The sequence below is a fragment of the Hydrogenophaga sp. ZJX-1 genome (assembly GCF_048590325.1).
Classification (GTDB): Bacteria; Pseudomonadota; Gammaproteobacteria; order Burkholderiales; family Burkholderiaceae_C; genus Hydrogenophaga.
In genome coordinates this window covers 32,889-51,560 of the sequence record NZ_JBMBRA010000002.1, presented here as the reverse complement: position 1 = coordinate 51,560, position 18,672 = coordinate 32,889, and the positions used below count along the sequence as shown (strand labels likewise).

Sequence of the window (18,672 nt, the reverse complement as noted above, 5' to 3'; positions counted from 1 at the left end):
TTCGATTAAAGAAAAAGTGGGCTACAGTTCCTTGATATGCGGACTTTCATGTCCGCAATTGAGGTTCAATATGGACAGCCTGAATGGCTTCGTGGTGTTCGTGCAAGTGGCCGAGACGCGCAGCTTCGTCGGCGCAGGTCGGCTGCTGGGCGTGTCGGCCTCTGCCGTCGGCAAGAGCGTGGCGCGGCTGGAAGAAAAGCTGGGCGTGCGCTTGTTCCACCGCAGCACTCGCAGCGTCACGCTGACGGCCGAGGGAATGTTGTTCCTGGAACGCAGTCGGCGCATCCTGGCCGAGATCGAGGCTGCGGAACTCGAACTGACGCAAGCCAGCGGCGCGCCGCGAGGGCGCCTGCGGGTGAGCCTGCCGCTGGTCAGCTCGCTGGTCCTGCCGGTGCTCGGCGAGTTCATGCGCGAGTATCCCGAGGTTGAATTGAACCTGGACTTCACTGACCGCTTGGTCGATGTGATTGAGGAGGGCTTCGACGTCGTGGTGCGCACAGGAGATCCAACCGACTCCCGACTCACGGCTCGCAAGCTGGGCTCCTTCCAGTCGATGCTGGTCGCCTCGCCTGACTACCTAGCGCGGCGGGGGACGCCCAAAGTGCCTGCCGATCTGCTCAACCACGTCTGTCTGCACTACCGCTTTCCCAATAGCGGCAAACTGGAAACGTGGGAACTGCGACACCACGCTGGTGCGCCTGAGCTGCAACTTCCCACCTCGATGATCTGCAACAACATCGAGACGCGCGTGTGCTTCGCACTACAGGGCCTGGGTATCGCCTACCTGCCGGACTTCTCCGTGCGCGAGTTGCTTGCCGATGGCAGGTTACAGCCGATTCTGAACGACCATGTGGAGCGCACCGGCGTCTTCCACGCGCTTTGGCCGGCAAGCAAGCATCCTTCGCCGAAGGTACGGGCTTTGGTTGATTTCCTCTGTGCGAGGGTCTTCCCGGACCCGAAAACCAAGGCGCCTAGGTTCAGGGGACGGTTCACCCAATAGTTAGACGCGCCACCGCAAACTTCTCAGGAAATCACAACACCGAGAACCTCCTCTTTTTGAGCGGAGCATATAGGCGAATTCACCCGCCTTCAATTGAAAAATGGGCAGGTTCCATGCGCCCATGCCGCGCCGATGCGCGCGCTCATCGGTCCACAACGGCTGTACCGGCGCCTCTGCGATGCTTGCCTCCTTGCGTACGGAATTGCTCCGCGTCCCCGATCCATTCCAAAACCGCAAGCGTTGCATGTGAACTTCTCGTTTGCCAACTGGCAATCGAAAAACCAAACTACGAGGCATGAACACATACCAACATTTCATCAAAAACGAGTGGGTCGAGCCTGACTCTGGTCAGTACTTCGACGCGCTGGATCCTTTCTCTGGAGAAACCTGGGCGAAGCTGCCGCAGGGCAACGCGATTGACGTGGATCGCGCGGCGACCGCTGCGGCTGTGGCCATGGAAGGGCCCTGGAGCAAGATGTCGGCGACGGACCGCGGCATGCTGCTGTACCGGCTCGGTGCTTTGATTGAAAGCAACGCGCAAAAGCTGGCTGAAGTGGAAAGTCGAGACAACGGCAAACTGCTCTCCGAAGTGCTGGGCCAAGTGCGCTACGCTGCCAAGTACTTCTATTACTACGGTGGATTGGCGGACAAGATCCAGGGCGCAGTGATCCCGAACGACAAGCCCAAGGTCTTCAACTACACACGCTACGAGCCGGTCGGCGTGGTGGCCACCATCACGCCATGGAACTCATCGCTGCTGCTGACGGCGTGGAAGGTGGCGCCAGCGCTGTGCGCGGGCAACACGATCGTGGCAAAGCCGTCCGAGCACACCTCGGTGTCGATGTTCGAGCTGGCCAAGCTGTTCGTTGAAGCGGGATTTCCGCCTGGCGTATTCAACGTGATCACCGGTTTCGGTAAGGACGTTGGAGAACCGCTGGTGGCACACCCGGCCGTGAGCGTGGTCGCGTTCACAGGTGGTGACGAAGGCGGTCGGCGCGTGGCCGTGCAGGCGGCTCAGCATTTCAAGCGCTGCACGCTCGAGCTCGGCGGCAAGTCGCCCAACATCGTGTTCGACGATGCCGACCTCACCAACGCCGCGAATGGCGTGGTCACCGGCATCTTCTCCGCAGGTGGTCAGACCTGCATGGCCGGCTCGCGTCTGCTATTGCAGGAAAGCATCCATGACGAGTTCGTTGAGCGACTACTGACAATCTGCAAGGACGCCAAAATCGGAAACCCGGCCGAGCCCGGTGTACAGGTAGGCCCTGTTGCGACGAAGCCGCAATTCGACAAGGTGGTGAGCTATATCGATATCGCCAAGTCCGAAGGTGCGAACTGCGTGCTAGGCGGCAAGACACGATCAGGCAATGGCTACGGCGCCGGGCAATTTGTCGAGCCGACCATCTTCACTGGCGTCAACAACAGCATGCGCATTGCGCAGGAAGAAGTGTTCGGACCGATATTGTCCGTGCTCAAGTTCAAGGACGAGGATGATGCGGTGCGCATCGGCAATGACATCCGATTCGGCTTGGCCGCGGGAGTGTGGACCAAGAGCCTGCATCGCGCAATGTACATGTCCGAGAAGCTGCGTGCCGGCACAGTATGGATCAACAACTACCGCTCCACCAGCTTCACCACTCCCTTCGGCGGCTTCAAGGACAGCGGTTTGGGCAGAGAGGGCGGCGTCGAGGCGGTGAAGGAGTTCCTCGAGGTCAAAAGCGTCTGGGTGTCCACCGATCTGCAGATGCCCGATCCCTTCATCCGTAAATACTGAGCAATACATGAGGCCATCCATGAGCCAGATTTTCCAAGCCGGCAGCGCGTTCGACGTGCTGGTCATCGGTAGCGGCATAGCGGGCCTGTCGTCCGCGGTCGCGGCGGCCGAGGCCGGCGCAAGTGTCGCTGTGCTCGAGCGTTCCTCACCTGAGGAGTTTGGCGGCAATACGCGCTGGACCGAGTCGTACTTGCGCATGAAGAACGAGCACGAAGTCAGCGATGACTTCGAGGAACTGCTGGTCTCCAACGCCGGCAACAACATCGACCCGAACGTCATCGAGGCCACCAGCGCCGCCTACGAAAACTGGCCGGACTACGTGAAGGCGCACGGCATGCCGGACCCGGAGCTCGTGTCTACGCTGTCTTCCTGTGCGGGACCGACTTTGCAGTGGCTGAAGACCTTCGGCATCAGATTCGACGCGCTGCCCACCTACTTCGTCACGGCCGCGGCGCCGCGAATAATGCCCGTGGGCGGCGGTCTGGCGATGATCGAGACCCTGCAGGCACATGCCCGCAAGCGGGGGGTGTCGCTCTTCTTCCATACGACAGTCACATCGCTTTCCCGACGCGACAGCGAAGGCTGGCTCAACGTGGGTGTAGCGACCGGTGACAAGGCGGGCGAGAGCCTGATGCTGAGGGCTCGCTCGGTCGTGATCGCCTCCGGTGGATTCGAAGGAAACCCGGAGATGATGACGCAGTACATCGGCGGCACGGCGCGCTATATCCGACCCGTGGCGCGCGGCGGCTATTACAACAAGGGCGAGGGAATACGCCTTGCGCTGGCGCTGGGTGCGGCACCGGCAGGCGACTTCAGCTCCTTCCATGCCGAACCGCTGGACCCGCGTTCGGCCGCGCCCGAAGCGCTGGTGATGAACTTCCCCTATGGCATCTTGGTGAACAAGAACGGCCGGCGTTTCACTGATGAGGCTCCCGGCCCGGTGGATGTGAACTATGACCATATCTCTCGCGCCATCAAGGACGAGCCAGACGGCATCGCCTGGGTGGTGTTCGATCAACGCATCCATGACGTGCCGAACTGGAAGAAGAGCATCCGCACCGACCAACCGTCCATCCAGGCGGACGACATCGCAAGCCTTGCCCAGGCCTGCGGCATCTCCGTCGAAGGCCTACAGCGCACGATGGACGAATACAACGCTGCGTGCAGTGATGGCGAGTTCGCGCCACTCCGACCCGATGGCCTTGCGACGCGTGGCATCTCGCCAGTGAAGTCAAACTGGGCGCGTCGTATCGATCAGGGCTCATATATGGCCTACCCAATCATCGCTGGCATCTGCTTCACCTATGGCGGCATCAAGACCAACAACTGCGCGCAGGTGGTAGATGCCGACGGCCGTATCGTGCCAGGCCTGTACGCGGCCGGCGAGGCGACGGGCTTGTACTACCAAGTCTATACCGGTGCCACATCGGTACTGCGTGGAGCGGTGTTCGGCAAGATTGCTGGCCAGCACGCAGCGGCGCAACTCTGTTGACTCAACCGATCAAAATGGAGACAAACTCATGAACACGGATTTCCAGAACCATTTCCTCACTCGTCGCAGCATGCTGGCCGTCCTCGGCGCCAACGCCGCCGGTCTGCCCGGCCTGCTGTACGCCCAGCCGACTTGGACTCCGTCAGCGCCCGTTAAGATGGTCGTACCGTACTCCGCTGGCGGTGGCACCGATGTGTTGGCGCGCTTGATTTCCACCCAAATCGGGAACAGCCTGGGCCAAGCCATCGTGATCGACAACAAGCCCGGTGCAAACGGCATCCTCGGCACGAACTATGTGTACGCCGCGCCGGCTGACGGCCACACCCTGTTGTTCGCTGCAGCCGACTTTATCTCTGTGGCGCCGCACGTCTACAGTAAGGTCGTGAAATTCCAGCCGGACGGCTTCGCGCCTGTCGCGCTGATTGCAAAGATGGGTTTCGTTCTCGCATCGAACGTCGACAACGACGCCAAGGACCTTGCCGAAGTGATCGAGCAAGCCAAAGGGAAAGAAGTGACCTACGCGCACTGGGGCCCGGGCAGCACGTCGCAGATGGCGATGGAACTGCTGAGATCCAAGGTGCCTTCCATGAAACTACTGGCGGTTCCCTATGGTGGTGCCGCACCGGTTTTGAACGCAGTGATGGCGGGCGAAGTGCAGTACGGCTTCATCCCCACGCCATTGGCCATCGCCAGCCGGAGCAAGCTGAAGCTCTACGCCCTCGCGTCGCCGCAGCGCTTTGCGGGCATCAAGGATGTTCCGACGCTTGCCGAGAAGGGCTATGTGGTGGATGCGGACACCTGGTTCGGCGTGCTTGCGCCGCCTAAGACGCCGCAGAACGTGATCGAAACACTGCAGGCTCAGGTGGTCAAGGCCGCAGCAGACCCGTCCTTGCACGCCCGCATGGCCGAGAGGGGCTACACCGCCACCAATGTGGCGCCGAAAGACTTCGGCCATTTCATCAAGTCCGAGTACGAACGCTGGGGCACTGTCGTCCGATCTGCCAACATTCGCGTGGAGGACTGATTCGGCACCTCGATAGACTCACAATCGAGCACATGAAGCGGAAAATACCCAGCACCGTCGCGCTGTCAGTGTTTGAGGCTGCGGCTCGGCATGAAAGTTTTGCCCGAGCGGCGGCCGAACTGCACCTCACGGAAAGCGCGGTGAGCCGACAGATAGCAACGCTAGAAGGGTATCTAGGCGTCAAGCTGTTCAGCCGCGAGAAGAAGCAGGTTGCCCTCACCGATGCCGGGCTGCGCTACGCGGTTGCGATACGACCCAACCTGGACGAGGTGGAAGCGCAAACGCTCGCGCTGATGAGCAGCAAGAGCGGCGGCGGTGTGCTGGAGCTCGCCGTCATTCCCACTTTCGCTGCCCGGTGGCTGGTGCCACGCCTGCCGGAGTTCCAGCGCAGTTTCCCGCGCATCACCGTCAACATCGCGGAACGGGCCGATCCCCTTACCTTCCGCGGCACGCCGTTCGACATGGCGCTGCACTTCGACCACATCTCCTGGGAAGGGGTGCACAAGATCCACCTGTTCGATGAGGAGGTTGTGCCGGTGCTCAGCCCGCAACATTTCGACGTGAAGGAATTGCAGCAGGCGCGCAACTTCATGCAGGTTCCGTTGCTTGTGAAGCGTTCTCGGCCGGAGGGTTGGCAGCAGTGGTTCGAGCTGGCCGGCTGCAAGGATGCTGCGCCCTTGCCCGCGATACGGTTCGAGCTGTATTCCACGATGATCGAGGCCGCAAAGGCGGGTCTCGGTGTCGGTCTCATACCGCGCTTTTATGTGCATGACGATGTGCAGCGTGGAGCTCTCGCGATGCCGCTGGACCTCGCCATCAAGCACGAGAAACGCTACTGCCTGCTGTATCCCACGCATCGTGTGATCTCACCTGTTGCCGAAACCTTCCGCGACTGGATAGTTGCCCAGGCCCAGGATTTCTTGAATGACAGGGAATCTCATCAGTGAAATACCCGTACACAGAGAATACATAGCATTTACCCCATAAATCCTGCCGGTCCCGACGAACTCCTTGGCGTGCCGCATCTGTCTGACATCAATCGTCGGGAACGGCAGCTAAGGCATTCAAGCAGTCATTTGCACAGGGCATTCGAACCTCCTATCTGGGTCGAAAGTACTGGTTCGCGGCAGTCGCATAGATGTGATGTATCGCAGATCGCGCTTGGCACCGTGATCAGAAATGAACCGACCCGGGCGGTTCAAACGGGATTTTGTTGCAATGAAAAGTTACTGTCTGCTGTGAGGCTCTGGGCCATCGCAGGCATCTCCTGATCAAGTCCATTCGAGGAGATGAAGGGCTGCAACTAGGGCCACAAGATGCGTGGCGATTTCCTCCGCTTTCTGTGGCACCACTCCGACTGGCACGCTGCCACTCGACAGGCCACAGTAGAGCACCTCGACGAAATGGCACATGCCCTCGGGCAGGGCCTCGACCTCCCCTCGGATCGCGTCCGCGATTGAGTTGTATACGCAGAGCTCACCCTCTCTGGCGATGCTTCCCCCACCCAGTTCCGCCTGATACAGCCCCCTGTCTAGTCGATCAATCTGGAGGGTGAGGCACAGGGCGAGGACGGAAATCATATGAGTTCTGTTCCAAGTTGAATGGAGCTCGCCGCTGCAATCAGATGCTGAGTGCAGCGGCGAACGAATGACACAACCTCGAGCACAGTAGCAGGGTCAGCATAAGGCTGATCTGAGTCACTCGGGGTCGGCGGTCTGAACGGCAGGGACAGTCGTCAGCGGTGATTCCGCGATCGACGACGCCAGCGACCGCTTCACCGCCCACACCGTGTACTCGTCGCTGGATGCACAGAGCCATGGGAGGACCGGTTTCGTGCGGGGCAGAGTGGTACTCCTGTTTAGGGTTGTGAGATACCTGCCCGGCACCTACTCCCAAGCTAGGAGCGAACACGCGCTGAGGGAAGGTGTCACACAATCCTCGGGGGAGGAAACTGCGGGGGTGCCACGGGCGAGCCCGAGTTGCGTGAAGACATTGAAGCCTTGAAGTCATCGCGCGACAACTTTGAGAAGCGTGCAAGACAGTTGTTGGATGACGTGACGGTCGTCCAACAGATGAAGAACCTCCGAAACCGCGGTTGGCGAACTGTTCTGGCCGGTGTACATCAAAGTCAAAAGGAGATGCCTTCAACAGCGCAGAAGCAAGAGGGGTCATCAATCGAAAATTCTGAAGCCACTTCATTGTGGTACTCAGCCAGCCACAAGTATTTGGCCTGTATCGATGCCTCTTCACAACGGCTATGAGCCATTTCAACTGTTCGCGCGTGTACAGCAAAAAGGGTGCGGAGGTTCTCTTGATGCCAAGCCCACTTCTGCTTGTCCTTTTGCTCATCATCCAGGGATGCCAGGAATTTCAGTTTTGCTGGCGTCGCACTCCAGTCAATCTCTCCGGCCACGATAGAAAGATAGTCCAGAAATCGAATGTCGATTGTCTTTCCAGCAACCTCGCCGCTGAACCTACGAAAATTGGCGAGTAATGGATCGATGTCTGGAGAGTAGTTTCGGCGACCGCTATTGTTCTCGAGGAAGCTATAGAGTTTATTTGACACTGCAATCACAGGCACACACGCCTTTCCCTCAAGCGAATAGGCGTTCGCCAAGCTCTTGCTCACAAGCGTCGTACCATCGAGGTACCACCAGTCCAGGTCAACCCCGCCTCTCAGAAAAAGAGCATTTTCAATACAGATGAATTGCGCAAGCGCCATCGAATGCAGTTCGCTTCCGAGGGCATCAAACTCTCCAGAAATCGAGACCATTCGAGACACCAAGGGGATATTGACAATCACAGAATCCGAAAATGCCAGAACCGTTTTCCCATAGGCCAAATGAATTTCTTGGTCAGATGGATCACTCGGCTCGTGCTCGAACTCTTTTCGAATCAGCCTGATGTCGTTGAGCAGACCTTCAAGATCTTCTTCGGGGGTGACGGACAGCACCTGGGCGCCGAAGCCGAGGATGTCCAGAAATGCAGTCAGTCCGTATGTGAGCTTCGATTTATCGAACACTTGATCTCCAATTTCACAGCCTATTCAGGCCGACGGGCCACAAATATTTTCATTGTGACGACAAGGGGTTGTTCGCTACTCTGTACACCTGCTACTACTTCGCAGTAGCAGCAATGGAGTGCCGCATCTTGCGGGATGGCGCTTCAAGGCTAACTGAGACACTCGCCGCCGTCAGCCTGAACAGCGGCGACTCCGTCACCGGTCATTTGATTGCAGGCGCCGCAGAGGACCGCAGCACCTCCGATACCGGGTACTCGGCGACCCGCAAACTCGGACCTTATTTGGCCGACCGGTTTCTCATTGTGAACCAAGGAGTACTGCCGCGAAGGTTGTCAAAGAGTGCATTTCCCCGTGCCAAGTGGACGGATGCCATGCTGCGAAGCAAGTGTCAGACTTGGCTTTTGCACATGAGCTGGCATACCGAGCAGTTTGATATTTTGATGGTCAACGTCAAAGACCACACGCAACTTCAATGGGCCAAGAGCTTGATAGCCCAAGGCAAAGTCGGACCACCGGCTGAGATTCTTGAAAAGGGCCAGAACCCATAGACGATTGGAAGGCCTACGGCTTGGGATCGGGCGCAGCCTTCGCATAGTTCGCGGGCACGCGTTCCATGTACTTCTTCAAGAGCCAACCGGTGCGGTACTCCTCGCGCAGCCAGTGGTAATACTCGACCTCCACCCACTTACCTTCTTTGTCGATGGCTCGCACCACTTCATTGGGCATGAGCTTTCCTTCTATGGCCGCTCCGTGCTCGGGTTTTGATCGGACGGTTGCGGGGCGATCACGCACCACGAAACGTTCTTCCTGAGCTATTGCAGAGTGCTCCAAAGCCTTCTCAACCAATCGACCGAGACTTTCGAGCTGCCGCATCTGTTTGGACGCATGCTCGTCGTTTTTGGCTTGCTGTGCTGCCCCTGCGTTCTCTTGGTAATAGAACATTTGCAAGGCCATCCAAATGCCAATGATGGCCAGAAGCAACCCTACCAGGGCCACGGCATCCGATTGCTTGCGGCTCAGTAGCCCCTTTTCAGGAGCCTCCTTGGGCTCACGCAAAGAGCCATCGGGCTCAATGCCCAAGTGGGCCAGTTGCTCCTGCAAGCCCTGTTCGCCCAAGAGCTTGGCGAGAGCTGCTGCCGAGCCCCAATCGATGGTGGGCAGGGCCACCTTGCCGAACTGGTTTTGGAGCTCCTTGAGGGAGCCCACTACGCCCAGCAACTCGGGAGCCACCCTCCACTGCTTATTGATGTGCTCGAAGTCTTTGAGCTGTTTTTTTATGGCACTGCCAAGCGTGATGCCTTCATAAGCACTACGGGTTTGAGCCCGCGCGTCCTCCATCTGCTGGGCCCAAATCTTGGCCACCGAGCCGATGCCCGACAGGCCGGAAATTGCCTCCCTGAACTGATCCCGGATGGCGGTGGCGCCCAGGGCTGCCTCATGCATCTGGCGACGAATGCCCTCTTCGACCATGAATCTCTTGCGAATGTCGGCCAGCGGTTCGAGCATCTTGCGTATGTGCTCATGCTGCTCGCGCGACTCCTGCCCAGCTCTCACGGCTCGCGCCACAGGAGACGTGGTTGCCAGAAGCTCTTTGTACTGCTGACCGACCACGGATGCAGCCGAACGGAATTCAGTGAGCTCTTTGAGCTGCTGCGTAGCCCCAATGCTCTGGGTCATGGCATTACGCCACGAAGCCCTCTCATGCTCCATCCTTGCCATTTCACGTGCGAGGGTGCCACCTGCGGTGGCGGCTTTTAGCTGGTCCAAGGCAAGCCTAGCGGAAGCCCACTCCTTACTGATCATTTGATAGCCCAAACCGTGTCGTAGGCGTATTCAGCAAGCCTCGTGGTCCGTTGTTCAATGTCTGCATCTGTCCATGCGGTGGCAGCTGTGATCTCGGGCTCCAACGTGTAGCCACCTGCTGTGAGCAACGACTTCTTCTTGGTAAAGGGCTTGTCCCCCAAGATCTCTCCATTGAACTTCACCGGCACCACCAGCAGGTTTCCGATGCTGTGCACGGCAACCGATCCACCGGACTGGGACATCATATGCTCGATGGATGCCGTGGAGCGGTCCACGTCCACCGCAGGATTCATCTTCTTGTAGATCTTCCACAGCGTGTATCGGATCACCTCGCGCTGACGCTGGTTCTGATACGAGAGCTGCTTGAATTTCGAGATAAATGTGTCTCGGGACGGCACCTTGCTAACGATCTTTTTCTTGAAGTCCGTGATGCAAATACCCAGGGCATTGGAGTCAGAAGAGTTGGCAATTTCTCGGGCATGTGCCGCATACATCTGCCCCACGCCACCGGACGATGGCAGCACGCTGATGGTCGTGTACATGTAGTGGTAGCGCTCAACCAGCGAGAAGAGTTCGCGCACCTGGCCATCCCTTAAACGTTTGGCCTTGTATAGGCGCAGCACAGTGAGCAGCAGAGGATTTGCGATCTGGATGTTCAGAACGTCTGAGATGCACAGCAGCGAGTCTTCGATGTCGCGTGTGGGCTTACTCCACAGCTCCAGGCCGCCCGGCTCGGTGATACCTCGGTACAAAACTGCGTCAGACCGAAGCTCATCCATCACGTCCTTCACGTTCAAGGCCGTAACTTCATCCTTGATTGCCTTGAAGAGCTGTTTTTCGGTAGTGAAGGAGTACTTCGAGAGCCAGTAGTGGTGCAGGAACGTCTTGATCTGGATGGGCCGATCTGCCTCATCCAACGTGGACTGAATCTCAATCCAGTGGTCCTTCGGGCGATCTATCGCTTTGCCCTTGGAGGGCAGCAGCCGCAAGAAGTGGTTCTTTGCAAGGTCTGCTGCCGTGAGGTCCTTGCCCCGAGTGTTCAGCGTCTCGAAGATCAAGTATGCATCGTCCTGGTTGTCCAGCGTGATCGAAATGACTTTGAGCGCCAGGAGCTTGTTCCGGGCCTGCTCCAACCATTTCTTGCCAGTGGCCTTAGCCTTAGATGGGTCTACTTTGGCAACCGCCGCATCCACACCGTCTTTGATAAAGCCCGCAAGGGTCTGGTAGGCCACACTGATCGCCTTCTCCTCTTCACCGACTTCGATGTCCGTGTCCTCTTTCTCCAAGCTCTGAATCTTTGCTTGCAGGTACGGGTAGGAAGTTTCCGTCCTGAGAACGAACTGAGCCTGGTTGTTGAGGTCACGCGTTTCAATGAGTCGATGCACACCGTTGCCCAAGGCATCTTGCCCAAGCTCCATGAACTTGTCTCGAATGGCACACAGGGCAATGGTGATGGTCGTTAAGCGCTGCTGGCCATCGACCAGGCCATAGGTTGAGCTCGTGAGGTTGTACGTCACGAACGCACCGATGAAATAGTCCTTCTTGACCTCTGCCGTGCTATCGACCCAGAACTCTTCGATGTTCTCTTTGTCCCACGAGAAAGGCCTCTGAAAGCGCGGGATCAAGTAGGTGCCCGACTCCAACACTTGGCGAATATCACGCTCAACGCACTGAATTTTCATCTAACCTCCCTGTGATCTTTTGAAGAATTTTCGTCAACGGCTTCCATTTGAGCTCTTGACCGCAACAAGCACTGCACCATCAACGAATGGCAAGAGCTTCGCAACTTCAAGTCCAAACTTTACTTTTTTTTGAATCCACTCACGTCCGACCGAACGCCAAGTTCATTGACACATCAGCCACTTCAATAAGATAACGCAGATGGAGCTCATGAAGAATCAATGAATTCGAACTGATTGATCGAGAATCACGACACCTTGAACACCAGAGAGCTTTCCCTACTATTGGTTTGATGCAGAACTCATTGTGACCCAGCATTTCACCGTGCTGGCATCGCCCGCCAGTTCGCTCGGGAGGGAAGCGGTCAACGGCTCGGCGCGAAACGCCTCGCCGCGGCCGACAGTCAGCTGCAGCTCAAGTAGCTGCCGTTCGGGAAAGCGGCGGTGATTGCGCCGAGCGGCAGCTTGACAGTGATGCGCGTGAGTATGTCGGCCTTACGCCACCGGCGGCTCACGCTGCATTGCCGACATCGAGGTGTATCGGCGATACGTCGCATACATCATCGAACCGGTGTCTTGGTCCGCGCGGAGGGCTATTCGAGCTGATATTCAAGTGGACCGTCCATGCCGTGAGCTCAGAAGTGTCTCCGTCAAAAGTTTCTGATATTTCAGCCGAGGCTCAACCAAAGCCATATTTGTTGCGTCGTTTTTCAACGCAAACGGCGAGGCATCAACCATCAAGCATGAGGTCTTTAGAGTGAAACGACTTGAGGCGAAAGCTGGGTGGATCTGGGACCCAGCTCGCCGCGCATGAGACAGGCCCGACTGATGCCGGGCCTGTCTAAACGCAATCTCGCTTTAGCGGACTTTCCCAGCCTTCCAGGCGTTGAGAAGCTGCTCATAGGCAATGGTTTCACCTTTGGGCTTTTCGTTGGCCAGTTTTTTCCAAGGCGAGGCTTTGTCGCTCAGGTGCTTGTTGGGATCACCCTTTGGGTTGAGCTTGGGAGCGCAACGCGCCATACCGGCTCGTTCGAGCCTTGCCATTACCTGGTCCATCTCTTCGGCCAGGTTGTCCATGGCTTGTTGTGGCGTCTTCTCTCCCTCCACAGCTACCGCCACGTTTTTCCACCACAACTGGGCCAGTTTGGGGTAGTCGGGCACGTTGGTGCCCGTAGGCGTCCAAGCCACGCGGGCCGGGCTGCGGTAGAACTCCACCAACCCACCCAGCTTGGGCGCCAGATCGGTCATGGCCTTGCTCTGGATGTCCGATTCGCGGATGGGCGTCAGGCCCACGATGGTCTTTTTCAGCGACGTGGTCTTGGCGGTGATGAACTGCGCGTAGAGCCAGGCGGCTGCGGTCTTGTTGGCGTCGTGGCCTTCAAAGAACGTCCAGCTGCCCACGTCCTGGTAGCCGTTCTGCATGCCTTGTTTCCAGTACGGGCCGTTGGGGCCGGGCGCCATGCGCCACTTCGGCGTGCCATCGGCATTGACCACCGGCAGGCCTGGCTTCGTCATGCCGGCGGTGAAGGCGGTGTACCAGAAGATCTGCTGCGCGATCTCACCCTGCGCCGGCACCGGCCCGGCTTCGCCGAAGGTCATGCCAATCGACTCCTTGGGTGCGTACTTCTTCATCCAGTCGATGTATTTGGTCAACGCAAAGACGGCGGCCGGCGAGTTGGTGGCACCCCCTCGCGACACCGAAGCGCCCAGCGGCGTGCAGCCGTCGGCCGAGGCGCGGATGCCCCATTCGTCGACGGGCTTTCCGTTGGGGATGCCGATGTCGGCGGTGCCGGCCATCGACAACCAGGCATCGGTGAAACGCCAACCCAGACCTGGGTCCTTTTTGCCGTAATCCATGTGACCGTAGATGGGCTTGCCGTCGATGGTCTTGACGTCTTCACTGAAGAAGGCGGCGATGTCTTCGTAGGCGCTCCAGTTCAGCGGCACGCCCAGTTCATAGCCGTACTTGGCCTTGAACTTGTCCTTGAGGTCCTTGCGAGCAAAGAGGTCGGCGCGGAACCAGTACAGGTTGGCGAACTGCTGGTCGGGCAACTGGTAGAGCTTGCCATCGGGTGCGGTGGTGAAACTCGTGCCGATGAAGTCCTTGATGTCGAGGCCCGGGTTGGTGAACTCCTTGCCCTTGCCGGCCATGTAGTCGGTCAGGTTCATGATCTTGCCGTAGCGGTAGTGGGTACCGATCAGGTCCGAATCGCTGATCCAGCCGTCGTAGATCGATTTGCCCGACTGCATCGAGGTTTGCAGTTTCTCGACCACGTCGCCTTCCTGGATCAGATCGTGCCGGACCTTGATGCCGGTGATCTCTTCGAAGGCTTTGGCCAGGGTCTTGCTTTCATAGACGTGGGTGTCAATGGTTTCGGACACCACCGAGATTTCGCTCACGCCCTTGCCCTTGAGTTTGGCGGCAGCGTCGATGAACCACTTCATTTCAGCGGCTTGCTGGTCCTTGCTCAGGGTGGAGGGCTGGAACTCGCTGTCGATCCATTTTTTGGCTGCTGCCGCATCGGCCCAGGCCAGGTTGCATCCCAGGGCCGCGATGGCCGCGACGGCCAGTGCGGTATGACGAAATTTCATGTTGTCTCCTCTAGCAATGTGCTTCCCCAGTGTTGACGCTGAACCACCCGGCCCGGGGAAGCAATGGACCGAATTCGATGGAGAGAGAAAACGGTTCCCAGTGGCGCTCAGCCCTTGCGCAGGGCCCAGACCAGCCAGACCATGGACACCACGAACGAGATCCAGATGCTGGGCTCCTGCTCCAGCGACATCCACTCGGTGATCCACCCGGCCATGCCGACAAAGGCGAGGTTGATGTAGGCCGCCCCGAGCAAGCCGATGAACAGGCGGTCGCCCCGCGTGGTGGCCATGGGCAAGAAGCCCTTGCGCATCGTCGTGGGCGACTTGATCTCCCAGAACGTCATGCCCGCGAGCATGAACACGATGCAAGTAAAGAAAACGGCCACGGGCGTGGTCCATGCCATCCACTCGAACATCACACCCTCCCCATGGCAAAACCCTTAGCGATGTAGTGCCGGACGAACCAGATCACGATCGCGCCAGGAACAATCGTCAGCACCCCGGCGGCGGCCAGCGTGGCCCAGTCCATACCGCTCGCGCTGACCGTGCGCGTCATCGTGGCCACGATGGGCTTGGCGTTGACGCTGGTGAGCGTGCGGGCGAGCAGCAGCTCGACCCAGCTGAACATGAAGCAGAAGAAGGCCGCTACGCCCACCCCGGCCTTGATCAGTGGCAGGAAGATGGTGAGGAAGAAGCGCGGGAAGCTGTAGCCGTCGATATAGGCCGTTTCATCGATCTCCCGCGGGATGCCTGACATGAAGCCTTCGAGGATCCACACCGCCAGGGGCACGTTGAACAGCAGGTGCGCCAGCGCCACTGCGATGTGCGTGTCCATCAGTCCCACGGTGGTGTAGAGCTGGAAGAACGGCAACAGGAACACCGCGGGCGGCGTCATGCGGTTGGTCAGCAGCCAGAAGAACACGTGCTTGTCGCCCAGGAAGCTGTAGCGGCTGAAGGCGTATGCCGCCGGCAGCGCCACGGCGATGGCGATCACCATGTTGATCGCTACGTAGATCAGGCTGTTGATGTAGCCTGAGTACCAGCTCTCGTCGGTGAAGATGAGCTTGTAGTTGTCCCAGGTGAAATGCTGTGGCAGCAAGCTGAAGCTGGAAACAATCTCCTCGTTGGTCTTGAAGCTCATGTTGACCATCCAGTAGATGGGCAACAAGGCAAAGATCAGGTAGGCGATCAGAAAGATCGTGCGCTTCTTGAACCGGCGCTCATGCATGATGGCTCTCCTTTTCGGTTTGTCCCAGGCGTTGCATCCAGTTGTAGAGCACGAAGCAGAACAACAGGATGATGAGGAAATAGATCAGGGAAAACGCCGCCGCTGGCCCCAGATCGAACTGGCCCACGGCCTTGGTGGTGAGGTATTGGCTGAGGAAGGTGGTGGTATTTCCAGGCCCTCCGCCGGTGAGCACAAAGGGCTCGGTGTAGATCATGAAAGAGTCCATGAAGCGCAGCAGCACCGCGATCATCAGTACACCGCGCATCTTGGGCAGCTGGATGTAGCGGAACACCGCGAACTTGCTCGCGCCGTCGATGCGCGCGGCCTGGTAGTAGGCGTCGGGAATGCTGCGCAAGCCCGCATAGGCCAGCAGCGCCACCAAAGGTGTCCAGTGCCAGACGTCCATCAGCAAGACGGTCAACCAAGCATGGACCGAATTGCCGGTGTAGCTGTATTCGATCCCCATCTTTTGCAGCGTCGCGCCCATCAGACCGATGTCGGTGCGGGCAAAGATCTGCCATATGGTGCCCACCACGTTCAGGGGAACCAGCAACGACAGTGCCACGAGCACCAAGGTGATCGACGACCTCCAGCCGGTCGCTGGCATGGCCAGGGCCAGCAGTATCCCCAGTGGAAGCTCAACCGCCAGCACCGCTGCAGAAAACCGCAACTGGTTCCAGAGCGCCTCGTGCAGGTCCCCGTCGCGCATCACGGCGGCGAACCACTCGGTGCCGACGAATACGCGCCGCTCGGGCGAGATGATGTCCTGCACCGAGTAGTTCACCACCGTCATCAAAGGCAGGATGGCCGAGAACGCCACACAGATGAACACGGGCAGGATCAGAAACCAGGCTTTCTGATTGACAGGTTTGGTGGTCGTGCTCATGGAATCAGTTCCTCGTTTTTGTAGAAGCAGGTGTTGCTGGTGAGCAGCCTCAGGCCCACCGCGTCACCCACCTGCGGCGGCGATCTGTCGGGCGAGAGGCGCACCTTGAGCGAGACGCCGGCCGCATCGCAGCTCACCAACCAGTAGGTGCCCACGTCCTGCACGCGTCGCACCTGAGCGCTCAGGGTGCCGGCCTCGTGCTGGCCGGTCAGGCCCAGGTACTCGGGGCGAACGCCCAGCACCAGTTCACCGTCCGGCAGCGAGCGCCCGGCACCGGCCTCGAAGAGAACACCCGCTATCGCCAGGCTGTTGCCCTGCACGGTGACCGGTACAAAGTTCATCCCCGGTGAGCCGATGAAGTGCCCCACGAAGGTGTGCGCGGGCCGGTCGAACAAGGCTTCTGGCGTGCCCATCTGCACCACCTTGCCGCGCGTCATCACCACCACCTGGTCGGCGAAGGTCAGCGCCTCGACCTGGTCGTGCGTCACATAGATCAGCGTCAGCTTGAGCTCGTGGTGGATCTGCTTGAGCTTGCGCCGCAGCTGCCACTTCAGGTGCGGGTCGATCACCGTCAGCGGCTCATCGAACAGCACCGCCGCCACGTCGGACCGGACCAGTCCGCGCCCCAGGGAGATCTTCTGCTTCTGGTCGGCCGAGAGGCCGGCCGCCGGCATGTCCAGCTGGTGGCTCATCTCCAGCATCTCGGCGATCTGGCCCACGCGTGCCTGGATCTGAGCGGCCGGTACCTTGCGGTTCTTCAGCGGGAAGGCCAGGTTTTCAGCCACCGACATGGTGTCGTAGATCACCGGGAACTGGAACACCTGCGCGATGTTGCGCTCTTGCGGCGTGGCGCGGGTCAGGTCCTTTCCGTCAAACAGCACCTTGCCATGAGAAGGCACGACCAACCCCGACATGATGTTGAGCATGGTCGTCTTGCCGCAGCCCGAGGGGCCGAGCAGCGCGTAGGCGCCGCCGTCTTCAAATGTCATCTTCAGTGGCAGCAGGGCGTAGTCCGCATCGGCCTTGGGGTCGGGCTTGTAGGAGTGCGCGAGGTCGAGTTCGATCTTGGCCATCAGCGAAGCCCTCCGGTGCGCTCGGGTGCCAGCAGCAGGGCACCTGTCGCGTCAAATACATACACCTGCTGCGGGCTTGCATACAGGTGGATCGGCGCGCCCAGCTCGAAGTTGTGCACACCGGTGAGTTGGGCCACGAGGTCCCCGACCGGCGTGTGCGCGTGCACAAAGGTGTCCGAGCCCGAGATTTCGGCCAGCTCCACCGTGCCGCCGAGCACCAGGTCGCCATCGCGGGCGCGCTCACGCAACGCGCTGGCCCGGATGCCCAGCGTCAACCCATCGCGTGCGACGTCGGGAATGCGCAAGGCGACCCGAGGCCCGCCTGCGATCTGCACCCCACCATCGACCGCGTGAGCCGCCAGCAGATTCATCGGTGGATCGCTGAAAGCGCGGGCCACGCGGATCGAACAGGGCCGGTGAAAGACATCGGCGGTGGGGCCGTATTGCAACAGCTCACCCGCATCCATCACGGCGGTGTAGCCCCCGAAAAGCAAGGCCTCGGCGGGTTCGGTGGTGGCGTACACGACGGTGGCTTCGCCGTTGGAAAAGAGCTGCGACAACTCTTCGCGCAGCTCTTCGCGCAGCTTGTAGTCGAGGTTCACCAGCGGCTCATCGAGCAGCATCAAGGGTGCGCCCTTGACCAGCGCCCGCGCCAACGCGACCCGCTGCTGCTGACCACCCGACAGCTCCGCGGGCAAGCGGTCCAGGAAGACGTCGATGTGGAGCTTCTCTGCCAGTGCTTGCACTTTGGATTCGAGCGCCGCACCGCTCTCGCCGCGCAACTTGAGCGGCGAAGCGATGTTGTGAAACACGTTCATCGACGGGTAGTTGATGAACTGCTGGTAGACCATGGCCACATTGCGCTCGCGCACCGGCACACGCAACACGCTTTTTCCTTCAACCCGGACCTCACCCGAAGTGGGTTGGTCCAGCCCCGCCATGATGCGCATCAGGCTGGTCTTGCCGGACTGTGTGGCGCCCAGCAGCACGGTGACCGTGCCACTCTGGGGGGCCAGATCCATGTCGTACAGCCAGGTCTGCGGCCCCACTTTTTTGCTGATGCCTTCTAGAACAAGTTCCATGTCAACTCCTGCGTGTG

16 protein-coding genes are annotated in these 18,672 nt (G+C 59.2%); 6 read left to right on the top strand and 10 right to left on the bottom strand.

The features are described from left to right. The first annotated feature begins 70 nt into the window (after positions 1 to 70). The 5 genes from ACN5W5_RS05080 (at position 71) to ACN5W5_RS05060 (ending at position 6,237) form a co-directional block, all read left to right on the top strand. Positions 71 to 1,000 carry a LysR family transcriptional regulator gene (locus tag ACN5W5_RS05080; RefSeq protein WP_420047478.1) on the top strand — a complete coding sequence of 310 codons (930 nt, stop codon included), beginning with the start codon at positions 71 to 73 and terminating at the stop codon, positions 998 to 1,000. A 295-nt stretch (positions 1,001 to 1,295) separates the two neighbouring features. Continuing rightward, positions 1,296 to 2,774, top strand: coding sequence for an aldehyde dehydrogenase (locus tag ACN5W5_RS05075; RefSeq protein WP_420047477.1), 1,479 nt, complete (start codon positions 1,296 to 1,298; stop codon positions 2,772 to 2,774). A gap of 19 nt (positions 2,775 to 2,793) precedes the next feature. Further along, positions 2,794 to 4,266 (top strand): FAD-dependent oxidoreductase, encoded by a 1,473-nt coding sequence (locus tag ACN5W5_RS05070; RefSeq protein WP_420047476.1) that lies wholly within the window; start codon positions 2,794 to 2,796, stop codon positions 4,264 to 4,266. A 28-nt stretch (positions 4,267 to 4,294) separates the two neighbouring features. Further along, positions 4,295 to 5,290: a Bug family tripartite tricarboxylate transporter substrate binding protein gene (locus ACN5W5_RS05065; RefSeq protein WP_420047475.1), complete on the top strand. Its 996-nt coding sequence runs from the start codon at positions 4,295 to 4,297 to the stop codon at positions 5,288 to 5,290. 32 nt (positions 5,291 to 5,322) lie between these two features. Then, the gene (locus tag ACN5W5_RS05060; protein WP_420047474.1) at positions 5,323 to 6,237 is read left to right on the top strand and encodes a LysR substrate-binding domain-containing protein; all 915 of its coding nucleotides are present in this window, start codon (positions 5,323 to 5,325) and stop codon (positions 6,235 to 6,237) included. 324 nt (positions 6,238 to 6,561) lie between these two features. Here ACN5W5_RS05060 and ACN5W5_RS05055 read toward each other — a convergent pair whose 3' ends face one another. Further along, positions 6,562 to 6,870, bottom strand: coding sequence for a hypothetical protein (locus ACN5W5_RS05055; RefSeq protein ID WP_420047473.1), 309 nt, complete (start codon positions 6,868 to 6,870; stop codon positions 6,562 to 6,564). A gap of 548 nt (positions 6,871 to 7,418) precedes the next feature. Further along, entirely contained in the window at positions 7,419 to 8,312 is an 894-nt protein-coding gene (locus ACN5W5_RS05050) for a hypothetical protein (protein WP_420047472.1), read from the bottom strand. Positions 8,313 to 8,380: 68 nt separating this feature from the next. Here ACN5W5_RS05050 and ACN5W5_RS05045 point away from each other — a divergent pair, with 68 nt between their 5' ends. Next, the gene (locus tag ACN5W5_RS05045; RefSeq protein WP_420047471.1) at positions 8,381 to 8,860 is read left to right on the top strand and encodes a hypothetical protein; all 480 of its coding nucleotides are present in this window, start codon (positions 8,381 to 8,383) and stop codon (positions 8,858 to 8,860) included. 13 nt (positions 8,861 to 8,873) lie between these two features. Here the strand turns inward: ACN5W5_RS05045 and ACN5W5_RS05040 are convergent, their stop codons facing one another. The 8 genes from ACN5W5_RS05040 to ACN5W5_RS05005 all read right to left on the bottom strand — a co-directional run bounded on the left by ACN5W5_RS05040 (position 8,874) and on the right by ACN5W5_RS05005 (position 18,655). Further along, positions 8,874 to 9,989, bottom strand: a complete 1,116-nt coding sequence (locus ACN5W5_RS05040) for an SH3 domain-containing protein (RefSeq protein WP_420047470.1) — start codon at positions 9,987 to 9,989, stop codon at positions 8,874 to 8,876. A gap of 122 nt (positions 9,990 to 10,111) precedes the next feature. Beyond that, positions 10,112 to 11,797, bottom strand: a complete 1,686-nt coding sequence (locus tag ACN5W5_RS05035) for a DUF262 domain-containing protein (protein ID WP_420047469.1) — start codon at positions 11,795 to 11,797, stop codon at positions 10,112 to 10,114. An 855-nt stretch (positions 11,798 to 12,652) separates the two neighbouring features. After that, positions 12,653 to 14,386, bottom strand: a complete 1,734-nt coding sequence (locus ACN5W5_RS05030) for an ABC transporter substrate-binding protein (protein ID WP_420047468.1) — start codon at positions 14,384 to 14,386, stop codon at positions 12,653 to 12,655. Positions 14,387 to 14,493: 107 nt separating this feature from the next. Beyond that, entirely contained in the window at positions 14,494 to 14,802 is a 309-nt protein-coding gene (locus ACN5W5_RS05025) for a DUF2160 domain-containing protein (RefSeq protein ID WP_420047467.1), read from the bottom strand. Then, complete coding sequence (locus ACN5W5_RS05020) at positions 14,802 to 15,614, bottom strand: carbohydrate ABC transporter permease (RefSeq protein ID WP_420047466.1); 813 nt, start codon at positions 15,612 to 15,614, stop codon at positions 14,802 to 14,804. The genes ACN5W5_RS05025 and ACN5W5_RS05020 overlap by 1 nt, the downstream gene beginning before the upstream one ends. After that, positions 15,607 to 16,500 carry a carbohydrate ABC transporter permease gene (locus ACN5W5_RS05015; protein ID WP_420047465.1) on the bottom strand — a complete coding sequence of 298 codons (894 nt, stop codon included), beginning with the start codon at positions 16,498 to 16,500 and terminating at the stop codon, positions 15,607 to 15,609. The genes ACN5W5_RS05020 and ACN5W5_RS05015 overlap by 8 nt, the downstream gene beginning before the upstream one ends. Further along, entirely contained in the window at positions 16,497 to 17,573 is a 1,077-nt protein-coding gene (locus tag ACN5W5_RS05010) for an ABC transporter ATP-binding protein (protein WP_420047464.1), read from the bottom strand. The genes ACN5W5_RS05015 and ACN5W5_RS05010 overlap by 4 nt, the downstream gene beginning before the upstream one ends. After that, entirely contained in the window at positions 17,573 to 18,655 is a 1,083-nt protein-coding gene (locus ACN5W5_RS05005; protein WP_420047463.1) for an ABC transporter ATP-binding protein, read from the bottom strand. Before ACN5W5_RS05005 ends, ACN5W5_RS05010 begins: the two co-directional genes overlap by 1 nt. Positions 18,656 to 18,672: the final 17 nt, after the last annotated feature.